At 70.0% G+C, this 9875-nt stretch carries 13 protein-coding genes; 9 read left to right on the forward strand and 4 right to left on the reverse strand.

Annotation, left to right across the window (positions count from 1 at the left end; translation table 11 throughout):
• The 3 genes from ccrA to ACJ73U_RS09550 form a co-directional block, all read left to right on the forward strand.
• On the forward strand, nt 1–886 hold an 886-nt coding region (ccrA, locus tag ACJ73U_RS09540), incomplete at its 5' end, for a crotonyl-CoA carboxylase/reductase (protein ID WP_407777188.1).
• 47 nt (nt 887–933) lie between these two features.
• The gene (locus ACJ73U_RS09545) at nt 934–2031 is read left to right on the forward strand and encodes a chromosome segregation protein (RefSeq protein ID WP_407777189.1); all 1098 of its coding nucleotides are present in this window, start codon (nt 934–936) and stop codon (nt 2029–2031) included.
• Nucleotides 2032–2036: 5 nt separating this feature from the next.
• Nucleotides 2037–2462, forward strand: a complete 426-nt coding sequence (locus ACJ73U_RS09550) for a nucleoside deaminase (protein ID WP_407777200.1) — start codon at nt 2037–2039, stop codon at nt 2460–2462.
• 642 nt (nt 2463–3104) lie between these two features.
• Here ACJ73U_RS09550 and ACJ73U_RS09555 read toward each other — a convergent pair.
• Complete coding sequence (locus ACJ73U_RS09555; RefSeq protein ID WP_407777190.1) at nt 3105–3533, reverse strand: DUF1203 domain-containing protein; 429 nt, start codon at nt 3531–3533, stop codon at nt 3105–3107.
• Between the two features lie 119 nt (nt 3534–3652).
• Here ACJ73U_RS09555 and ACJ73U_RS09560 point away from each other — a divergent pair, with 119 nt between their 5' ends.
• From ACJ73U_RS09560 to ACJ73U_RS09580, 5 genes are all read left to right on the forward strand, one after another.
• A complete protein-coding gene (locus ACJ73U_RS09560; RefSeq protein WP_407777191.1) occupies nt 3653–4105 on the forward strand; it encodes a universal stress protein in 453 nt (150 codons plus the stop codon).
• 73 nt (nt 4106–4178) lie between these two features.
• The gene (locus ACJ73U_RS09565; RefSeq protein ID WP_407777192.1) at nt 4179–5267 is read left to right on the forward strand and encodes an adenylate/guanylate cyclase domain-containing protein; all 1089 of its coding nucleotides are present in this window, start codon (nt 4179–4181) and stop codon (nt 5265–5267) included.
• Nucleotides 5268–5319: 52 nt separating this feature from the next.
• Nucleotides 5320–6048, forward strand: coding sequence for an alpha/beta fold hydrolase (locus tag ACJ73U_RS09570; protein ID WP_407777193.1), 729 nt, complete (start codon nt 5320–5322; stop codon nt 6046–6048).
• Nucleotides 6049–6111: 63 nt separating this feature from the next.
• Entirely contained in the window at nt 6112–6642 is a 531-nt protein-coding gene (locus tag ACJ73U_RS09575; protein WP_407777194.1) for a GNAT family N-acetyltransferase, read from the forward strand.
• Between the two features lie 12 nt (nt 6643–6654).
• On the forward strand, nt 6655–7701 hold the full coding sequence (locus tag ACJ73U_RS09580; protein ID WP_407777195.1) for a histidinol-phosphate transaminase: 1047 nt from the start codon (nt 6655–6657) through the stop codon (nt 7699–7701).
• A gap of 331 nt (nt 7702–8032) precedes the next feature.
• Here ACJ73U_RS09580 and ACJ73U_RS09585 read toward each other — a convergent pair whose 3' ends face one another.
• Nucleotides 8033–8299 (reverse strand): hypothetical protein, encoded by a 267-nt coding sequence (locus ACJ73U_RS09585; RefSeq protein ID WP_407777196.1) that lies wholly within the window; start codon nt 8297–8299, stop codon nt 8033–8035.
• 92 nt (nt 8300–8391) lie between these two features.
• Nucleotides 8392–8679, reverse strand: a complete 288-nt coding sequence (locus tag ACJ73U_RS09590; RefSeq protein WP_407777197.1) for a hypothetical protein — start codon at nt 8677–8679, stop codon at nt 8392–8394.
• A 35-nt stretch (nt 8680–8714) separates the two neighbouring features.
• Here ACJ73U_RS09590 and ACJ73U_RS09595 point away from each other — a divergent pair, with 35 nt between their 5' ends.
• On the forward strand, nt 8715–8924 hold the full coding sequence (locus ACJ73U_RS09595) for an FmdB family zinc ribbon protein (protein ID WP_407777198.1): 210 nt from the start codon (nt 8715–8717) through the stop codon (nt 8922–8924).
• 1 nt (nt 8925) lies between these two features.
• Here ACJ73U_RS09595 and ACJ73U_RS09600 read toward each other — a convergent pair.
• A partial coding sequence (locus ACJ73U_RS09600; protein ID WP_407777199.1) for a 3-hydroxyacyl-CoA dehydrogenase family protein occupies nt 8926–9875 on the reverse strand: 950 nt, incomplete at its 5' end.

The raw sequence follows: 9875 nt of genomic DNA on the forward strand, positions 1-9875 counted from the left end.
GTCTCCGGACGGGCACAACGACACGATGCTGGACTCCGAGCAGCGGATCTGGGGTTTCGAGACGAACTTCGGCGGTCTTGCCGAGCTGGCGCTGGTGAAGTCGAACCAGCTGATGCCCAAGCCCGCGCACCTGACCTGGGAGGAGGCCGCCTGCCCTGGCCTGGTGAACTCCACCGCGTACCGGCAGCTGGTCTCCCGCAACGGCGCCGGCATGAAGCAGGGCGACACCGTGCTCATCTGGGGCGCCTCGGGCGGTCTCGGCTCGTACGCGACGCAGTTCGCGGTGAACGGCGGCGCGACGCCCGTGTGCGTGGTGTCCAGCCCGCAGAAGGCCGAGATCTGCCGGAAGATGGGCGCCGAGCTGATCATCGACCGCAGCGCCGAGGGCTACCGGTTCTGGAAGGACGAGCACAACCAGGACCCCAAGGAGTGGAAGCGGTTCGGGGCGAAGATCCGGGAGCTCACCGGCGGGGACGATCCGGACATCGTGTTCGAGCACCCGGGCAAGGAGACGTTCGGCGCGAGCGTGTACGTGGCCAAGCGCGGTGGGACCGTCGTCACGTGCGCGTCGACCAGTGGGTTCCTGCACCAGTACGACAACCGGTACCTGTGGATGAACCTGAAGCGGATCATCGGGTCGCACTTCGCGAACTACCGCGAGGCCTGGGAGGCGAACCGGTTGATCGCCAAGGGAAAGATCCACCCGACACTGTCCGGTGTGTACACACTGGAGCAGACCGGGCAGGCGGCCTACGAGGTGCACAGGAACCTCCACCAGGGCAAGGTCGGCGTGCTGTGCCTGGCGCCGGAGGAGGGTCTCGGTGTGCGGGATCACCGGTTGCGGGAGCAACATCTTTCGGCGATCAACCGTTTTCGGGGAGTTTGAAACGCCGTCGACCCGTGCCGGGGTGACGGGCAAGGTAGCGTGGTGCCATGGCGCTGGGCGAAGAACGTGATCTTGTACCACTGGGAGCCGGCTTCGACATCAGCAAGCGCGGCTACAACCGGATGCAGGTCGAGGAACACCTCGAGCAACTGGACAGCCAGCTGAAGATCCTCGCCGCCGACCGGAACGCGGCGGCGACGCAGGCTGCCGAGCTGACCGCACAGCTGGAACAGGCGCGCACGACGATCGACGACCTGAACAAGCAGGTCGAGCGGCTCGCCCAGCCGCCGACGACGCTGGAGGGCCTGTCCGAGCGTCTGCAGCGGATGCTGCGCCTGACGCAGGAAGAGTGCGAGGAGATGCGGGCCAAGGCCACCGCCGAGGCCGACCACACCCGCGCGAAGGCCCAGGCCGAGGCCGAGGACCTGAAGAGCAAGCACGAGGTGAAGCTCCGCGAGCTCGACGAGCGCCGCATCGAGATGGAGAAGGAGCACGCCGGTGTGCTGGAGATCGCACGCCGGGACGCCGAGGAACTGATCGCGAAGGCCAAGGCGGAGGCGGAGGCCACGGAGATCGCCGCCGCGGCCCGCCGCCAGCAGGTCGAAGAGGACTTCGACATCGCGATGGCCTCCCGCCGCACCGAGTCCATGCGCGCACTGGCCGAGCAGGAGGCCACGTCCAAGGCGGAGGCGGAACGACGAGTCCGCGAAGCGACGGAGGAAGCGAACCGCCGCCGCCACGAGGCCATCACCGAGGCGACCGCCCGCCTGCAGGAAGCGGCGACCGAGGCCGAACGGCGCGTCCGCGAGGCCACCGACGAGGCCAACCGCCGCATCAACCACGCCGCCCAACGTGTCGCGGCACTGCGCAAGCTGCGCGCCAAGGTCGCCGAGCAGCTCACCCAGGCCCGCGAACTGGTGGTCGACGCCCACGCCTACCTGGAGAACGCCGTCCCCGCCTTCGAACCCCTGCCGGAGGAACTGGCCGACGCGGCGGACGCGGGCGCCAAGCCGAGCCCGGCCCCGCGCGACCGCAACCCCCTCCCCGGCCCACCGAAGGAGAAGTGGGAGGCCGCGGGCGCCCCGGACGAGGTCCCGATCCCGAAGTCCGTGGCAGACCAGAAGACGAAGCGCATCGCCCGGTGACCGACCTGCTGAAGGCAGCCGTCGAGGAGGCCCGCCAGGGCCTGCGGGAGGGCGGCATCCCCATAGGCGCGGCCCTGTACACAGCCGACGGCGAACTACTGGGCCGAGGCCACAACCGCCGCGTCCAGGACGACGACCCCTCCATGCACGCGGAGACGGCCGCCTTCCGCAACGCGGGCCGCAGAAGGCACTACCGCGACACGATCATGGTGACAACCCTGTCCCCGTGCTGGTACTGCAGCGGCCTGGTCCGCCAGTTCAACATCCCCCACGTGATCATCGGCGAATCCACCACCTTCACCGGCGCCCACGAATGGCTGGCCGAACACGGCGTCCGCATAGAGGTGGCAAACGACGAAACCTGCATCAAACTGATGGAGGACTTCATAGCCGCCCATCCAGACCTCTGGTACGAGGACATCGGCGAGTAGCCAGAAGCATAAAAGCTACTGCCTACGCGAAGCGCCCGACCTCAAGCCGCATGGCAAAAGCGGCGAAGGCGCCCGAAATCCCGCGCCGAAGGCGACAAGGGCAACTCAAGCCCCGGTGGCCAAGGTGACGATGCCGAACCCGAGTCCTGTGGCCAAGGTGGCGAAGCCGACCCAAGCCCCAGGTGACGAAGGCGACCTGAGCCCCGTGCTCAAGGTGACGGAGCCGGACCCAGCTCTGTGGCCAGGGTGGCGGAACAGACTTCCCCGCTAGGCGGTTCGGTGGTGGTGGCGGGGCAAGGCAGGCAGGCGCCAGCCTGCCCCCGAAGGGGCCTGCCCAGGGCGGCGGAGGCTCGCGGGTCAAGGGTGGAGCGAAGCGACATCGGGCGAAGCCCGACGCCGAAGGCGCCCTTGACGCGTGAGTCGCCGCCCGTACAATCCCGCCGCCACCACCGAACACTTAGGACGAGGCGCGCACCACCATCCACCGAACACCGAGGGCGCGACACACACCACCAACCATCAAACAGCGCACCACCGAACCCACCAAACACCGAGGACGCAGCGCGCGCACCACCGAACCCACCGAACAGCGGAACCACGACCCGTCAAACACCGGGCACGCAAGGCCGCCCCAAAACCAACTCACCGCCGAGTAACCCGAAACATGAAACACCCATAAGCAACATTCCGACTGTGCACCTCAACCACCTCCGGATGCGCCAACACAGAAGCAATAGCCGCATCCGGATCACCCCCGTCATGCACATGCGTAGCCGGATGAATCCACCCGCGCGCGTCGTAAGCCCGCAACACCTGCGGCCTCCCCACCCACTCCGCCGGGTACGAGGTCAAAGAAGCAGGCCCATCACAATCCGAGGCATGCGTGAACACCGCCCCCTTCTCCTGATAGGGACTCCGAGAAGGCAGCGCGGGCTCGTAGTTGAACAGCACAACCGACTCCCCGGCAACGGCGTCCCGCAGGCAGCACCGCAACGGCTCCCCGCCGCCGGCGGCCACCGCAACCCCACCAGGACCACGCTCGTTCACAGGGTGGATCAAGTACTCGCTCATACCCCAACACTCCCGCGGCGGAACACCAGGATCTGGCGGGAAAACGACACAGCGCTACCGCGTGCACAAGCCCACGACATCACGGTAGGTTTACTCGCGAGTAGTTAACGGGAGGACACATGACGGCTTACCAGACCGTGGTCGTCGGCACGGACGGGTCCGACTCGTCCTACCTGGCCGTGGACCGCGCCGCGCGGATCGCCGCCGACAGCGGCGCGACCCTGGTCATCGCGTGCGCCTACCACCCGGCCCGCCCGGACGAGGTCAGCAAGGCCACCGACGAGCTGGGCTCCGACGTGGCCTACCAGGTGGTCGGCTCCACCCCGGCCGAGGACTCCGTCCGCACCGCCGCGGAGCGTGCCAAGAAGCAGGGCGCCACCAAGATCGACACCGTGGTCGTGGACGGCGAACCGGTCCCCACCCTGATCAAGGTCGTCCAGGAACGCGACGCCGACCTCCTGGTCGTCGGCAACCGGGGTCTCAACACGCTGGCCGGGCGCATCCTCGGCTCGGTCCCCGCGGAAGCCGCCCGCAAGTCGAAGGTCGACGTCCTCATCGTCCACACGACGTGAGTGGAACCCGCGGAGCGAACCGTCCGACACCGGGCGACCGCGAGCGGCGCCCCGAGGCCTGCGAGGGGTCGGTGTGAGCGAGGAGGCCATCGAGAGTGTCCTGCTCGGCGGCGGCAGGCAGTACACGCGTGCCCAGGTCGCCGAGCTGTCCGGCGTGCCGGAGGAACGCGCCAGCGCCCTGTGGCGTGCGCTCGGCTTCGCCACCCAGGACGACGACGCGACCGTGTTCACCGACGGCGACGTCGAGGCACTGCGCCGCACCGCCCAGCTCATCCAGAACGGCATCCTCGACCCGGCGCTCGCCGCCTCGACCGCGCGCATGATCGGCCAGCACATGTCGCGGCTGGCCGAGTCGCAGGTCCTCATGCTGCGTGACGTGCTGGCCGCCAACCCGGAGCTGCGCGCGGACGAGCGCCAGCTGGCCCGGCTCGTCGAGCACCTCACGCCGGAGCTGGAGTCCCTGCAGGACTACGTGTGGCGCCGTCACCTGGCGGCCTACGCCGGTCGCATGCTCGCCGCTCCCGACGAGGAGGTCAACGAGCGCCGCGAGGTGGTCGGCTTCGCGGACATGGTCGGGTTCACCTCGCTGACCCGCCGCGCGACGGAGAAGGAGCTGGTCGACGTCGTCGAGCGGTTCGACGCGCTCGCCGCCGACGTGGTCGCCGAGAACCACGGCCGGATCGTCAAGATGCTGGGTGACGAGGTGCTGTTCGTCGCCGACTCCCCCGCCGACGGCGCCGAGATCGCGCTGACGCTGATCGCCCGCGCCGAGCAGGCGGACGGCGTGCCGACGCTGCGCGCCGGCCTCGCGTACGGCCGGGTCCTGAGCCGCTTCGGCGACGTCTACGGCCCGGTGGTCAACATCGCGAGCCGCCTCACCTCGGTCGCCCGCCCCGGCACGGTGCTCGTCGACCTGGAGATGACCGAGGCCCTCGAGCGCGAGCCGGGCTACGCGGTGCGGCCGCTGCGGCCGGTGTCGGTCCGCGGCTACCACCGGCTGCGCTCGGCGGCCCTGCGTCGCGCGGGCGACGAGCGACCGTCCAGCCTGGCCGACTTCACGGCCGAGCTGCTGGGCCTGACCGGCGGCGACGAGGACGAGCCGCACGTCCCCCTGGCGCCGGACGACGAACGCACCACGTCACGGTGGCGGCGCAGGCGCTGACCGCGTCCTCTGCCTGCCCCACCGGCTCCGCCCGCGATGCTTGGATGGACGCATGCGCTTCCCCGACACGCCGCTCGTGCTGCTCCACGCCTTCCCGCTCGACCACCGGATGTGGGACGGCGTCGGCATCGCCGAGCACGTCGAGCTGATCACGCCGGACCAGCGCGGCTTCGGCGGTACCCCGCTGGGCGCCGACGAGCCGGACCTCGCGCGCGTCGCCGACGACGTCGTCGCGACACTGTCCGGCCGGCGCGCGCTGGTGGGCGGCTGCTCGATGGGCAGCTACGTGGCCATGGCCGTCCTGCGGGCCGCTCCGGAGCTGGTCGCGGGCCTGGTCCTCGTGTCGGGCCGGGCGAGCGCGGACACGGACGCCGGCCGCGCCAACCGCGAGACGATGGCCGCCCGCGCCGAGACCGAGGGCGCCGGTTTCGTCGCCGACGCCATGCTGGCGAACCTGCTCGGCGCGGAGACCCACGAGCGCCGCCCGGACGTCGTGGCCACCGTGCGCACGCTGGTGTCCGAACAGGACGGCGCCGCCATCGCGTGGGCACAGCGGGCCATGGCCGCCCGGCCCGACTCGGCGGAGCTGCTGCGGGCCGCGGACGTGCCGACCCTGATCGTGCGTGGTGAGCAGGACACCCTGATCCCGGCCGAGGAGGCGGACGCGCTGGCCGCGCTGATGCCCAAGGCGGAGGTCGTGACGCTGGCCGGCGCCGGGCACCTGCCGCCGCTGGAGGTGCCCGAGGAGTTCACCGGCGCGGTGGCCCGCTGGCTCGAATGACCGATGGGGCAGGCCTGCTCTTCTGAACCGGTGGATGTCGGTGGTCATCGTTAGCATCGAGCGGTGACGCAGGTTTCGGAGGGCGCCAGACCGGAGCGGATCACGACCGCGCGGCTCGTGCTGCGCAAGGTCGTGCCCCAGGACGCCGCGGCGATGATCGCGCTGCACGCGGACCCCGACGCGACGAGACACCGGCCGGAGGGCGTCAGCGACCCGGCGCACTCGCGGCAGCTGTTCTCGTCCTGGCTCGATCACTGGGCGGAGTTCGGCTTCGGCTACTGGGCCATCGAGCTGGCGGCGACGGGTGAGCTGACGGGCTTCGGCGGCCTCCAGCTGGCCTACGCGGACGACGGCTCCTACCTCAACGTGTTCTACCGGCTGTTCCCCCGGTTCTGGGGGCACGGCTACGCCCCGGAGATGGTCACGGCCGCGGTCGAGTGGGGTCACCACACGTTCCCCGGGCTGCCGATCCTGATCATCACGCCGACCACGAACACCGCGGCCCGCCGGGTCGCGGAGAAGCTGGGCGCCACGCTGGTGCGGGAGGCGCACTTCCAGGGCGCGCTGTCTTGCTTCTTCCGGCTACCGGGATGACATGATGCGAGCATGCCTGTAACGGTCAGAGCCGACCTCGCGTCGCTTCCGGACTACATCGCCGGCCGGAAGGTTCCCGGCGCGGTCATCCTCTCCAGCAACGAGCTGTCCGGCGCGGCACCCCAGTCCGTGCTCGAAGCCATCGCCGAGGCGGCCGCGGACGTCAACCGCTACCCCGCGATGGGCTGCGACGACCTGCTGGACCGCACGGCGGAGCACTTCGGCGTCGACCGCCCGCAGCTGGCCGTCGGCAGCGGCTCGGTGAGCCTGTGCCAGCAGGTCGTGCAGGCCCTGTGCACCGAGGGTGACGAGGTCCTGTTCGGGTGGCGGTCGTTCGAGGCGTACCCGATCGTGACGCAGATCGCGATGGCCCAGGCCGTGAAGGTGCCGAACGTCGACCACGCGCTGGACCTGGAAGGCCTGCTCGCGGCCGTCACCGACCGCACACGCGTGATCTTCGTGGCGAACCCGAACAACCCGACGGGCACCGCGCTGCGCACCGCGGAGCTGACCTCGTTCCTGGACCGCGTGCCCTCGAACGTGCTGGTCGTGCTGGACGAGGCGTACCGCGAGTTCGTGACCGACCCGGACGTACCGGACGGTCTCACGTTCCTCGACCGGCAGAACGTGGCCGTGCTGCGAACGTTCTCGAAGGCGTACGCGCTGGCCGGCATCCGGCTGGGCTACCTGGTCGCGGACGAGGACGTCGCCGCCGGGGTCCGCAAGGTCGGCATCCCGTTCGCCGTGAACCGGGTGGCGCAGGCGGCGGGCATCGCCGCCATGGCGGCCCAACCCGAGCTGATGGCCCGCTGCCGGGAGGTCGTCGAGGAACGCCCACGCGTACACGCGGCACTGGTCGAGATGGGCTACGAGGTCCCCGAGTCACAGGCGAACTTCGTGTGGCTCCCCCTGGGTGACCGCACGGCCGCGTTCAACGAGCACTGCATGGACCAGAAGGTGATCATCCGCGCCTTCGCGGGCGAGGGCGTCCGCGCAACAATCGGCCTCCCCGCCGAGAACGACGCCTTCCTGGCCGCGGCCCGCACCTTCCCCCGCTGACGAAAGTCCCTTTCGCTCGACCCCACCGGGTGAAACTCATCCACACCCCACGCCGACCAGCGTTTTCGTCAGTGCCAGCCGGTAGACTGGCGTGGCGGGGTGCCCCCGGGATCGGGTGGGGGCTGCCCACAGTTAGGGGCGCCGTTTGACGAATCAAATGGGCGGTGTCTGAGATTCACGCTGGGCGGAGTCAGCTGGTCCCGGACACGTTCCGGGCACCAAGACGCACACAGGTCTATTTGTGCAACCCACGCACGCTCCTGGCGACGGAGACCAACGGCCTGCTCCGTCCGTACTTCTCCAAAGCCCAATGGGCGGTGGCCGGGGCAACTCAGGCCGCCACCAGTTCGGTACGCAGCTGATCGGCGAACCGTTGGCGGGCGGCGGCCACTCTGCGCCAGTGCGCGATGCGGTCCAGCTCCGTGGAGGCCCTGGCCAGGACCTCGGCGGCGTGTGCGGCGGACTCGACCTCGTTGGCGGCGGCGTCGAGGTCACCGGTCTCGATGAGGGTGTAGGCGCGGCGCATCTCGGACTGGGCGGTGGCGTAGATGGCGTAGGCGGTCATGTTGTCCGCGAGGGCGCCGAGTGGGTGCGACATCGGTATCTCCTGGCTGGTCTGTCCGGTTGCTTTCACAGACACGTCGTAGGAGACAGCGTCGGTTCGACGCCTTTCAGGAAGTTTTCGTAGCGTTATCGGCGCCGGGTGGGGCGGCGGTGCGCACGGGCGTGCCAGCAGCTCTGGTGCCAGTGCCGCCGGTCCGCGACGCTGCCCAGCTCGTCGGCGGGCCAGACCACGACATGCGCGGTGCCGGGGCGGATCTCGTGGTCGCAGCCCGGGCAGCGGTAGGTCTTGGTGGTGCTCGTGCCGCTCACGTTGCGGATGAGCCAGTCGCCGTCCGCCGCGGACTCCGACCGCTGCAGGCCCGCGCTGCCCAGCTCCCTGACGGGCTCGCGGCGGTCACGGTTACGACGAGGCACACCACGTCACGTTAGCGGCAGGGCACAATTGACGCGTGCCGACGTACGAGTACCGCTGCAAGGAGTGCGCGACCACCTTCGAGGTGCGTCGCTCGATGAGTGAGTCATCGGCCCCCGCGCCCTGCCCGGAGGGTCATGACGACACGGTCAAGCTGTTGTCCATGGTGTCCCTGGGCCGTGGTGGCGACGGGGCCGCCGCGCCGGCCGGAGGTGGCTGCTGCGGCGGCGCCTGCGGTTGCGGGTGACTCAGTAGTCCCGGAAACCCTTACCGGTCTTGCGGCCGAGCCGACCGGCGGTGACCAGGTGTTCCAGTAGCGGCGCCGGCGCGAAGCCGGCGTCGCGGAACTCGTAGTACAGCGACCGCTCGATGGCGAGCGACACGTCGAGGCCGACGACGTCCAGCAGCTCGAACGGCCCCATCGGCAGCCCGCAGCCGACCTTCATGGCGGTGTCGATGGCGTCCGCGTCGGCGTAGTGCGCCTCGAGCATCTTGACCGCGTCGTTGAGATACGGGAACAGCAGCGCGTTCACGATGAAACCGGCCCGGTCCGCGCAGTGGACGGGGTGCTTGCCGAGCGCCCGGCATAACGCGTCCGCCGTCGCGGCCACGTCGTCGGCGGTCGAGATCGTGCGCACGACCTCGACGAGCTTCATCACCGGCGCCGGGTTGAAGAAGTGGAGCCCGACCACGTCCGCGGGGCGTGACGTCGCGGCCGCGCACTCGATGACGGGCAGCGACGACGTGGTCGTGGCGAGGATGGCACCGGGCTTGAGCACCTTGTCGAGCGCCCCGAAGACCTCGCGCTTGACTGCCAGCTCCTCGGCGACTGCCTCGATGACCAGGTCGCAGTCGGCCAGCTCGTCGAACTCCGTGGCCGCGTGGATCCGGCCGACCGTCGCGTCCCGGTCCTCTTCGGACAGTCGACCCTTGCTCACCTGGCGGTCGAGCGACTTGCGCACCTTCCCGAGCGCGATTTCCGCCCGGTCCGTGCTCCGCGCCCGGAGCACGACGTCGAACCCTTTCCTGGCAAGGACTTCCGCGATGCCGGTGGCCATGGTCCCGGTCCCGACGACCCCGACCCGCCCGAGGTCCCGCGTGGGTCCGCCGACCTCTTCCGGCGTGTCCACATCGGACACGACGTTCGGCGAGTCGACCCCGTCGTAGGTGTAGAACCCGCGCCCGGACTTCCGCCCGA

The organism is Actinophytocola sp., assembly GCF_045807065.1.
Taxonomy (GTDB): domain Bacteria; phylum Actinomycetota; class Actinomycetes; order Mycobacteriales; family Pseudonocardiaceae; genus Actinophytocola.

What these genes read in the sequence shown, in the direction of transcription:
- ACJ73U_RS09545 (WP_407777189.1), top strand. Translation starts at nt 934, where the DNA reads ATGGCGCTGGGCGAAGAACGTGATCTTGTACCACTGGGAGCCGGCTTC.
- ACJ73U_RS09555 (WP_407777190.1), bottom strand. Translation starts at nt 3,533, where the DNA reads ATGAGCGAGTACTTGATCCACCCTGTGAACGAGCGTGGTCCTGGTGGG.
- ACJ73U_RS09560 (WP_407777191.1), top strand. Translation starts at nt 3,653, where the DNA reads ATGACGGCTTACCAGACCGTGGTCGTCGGCACGGACGGGTCCGACTCG.
- ACJ73U_RS09570 (WP_407777193.1), top strand. Translation starts at nt 5,320, where the DNA reads ATGCGCTTCCCCGACACGCCGCTCGTGCTGCTCCACGCCTTCCCGCTC.
- ACJ73U_RS09580 (WP_407777195.1), top strand. Translation starts at nt 6,655, where the DNA reads ATGCCTGTAACGGTCAGAGCCGACCTCGCGTCGCTTCCGGACTACATC.
- ACJ73U_RS09585 (WP_407777196.1), bottom strand. Translation starts at nt 8,299, where the DNA reads ATGTCGCACCCACTCGGCGCCCTCGCGGACAACATGACCGCCTACGCC.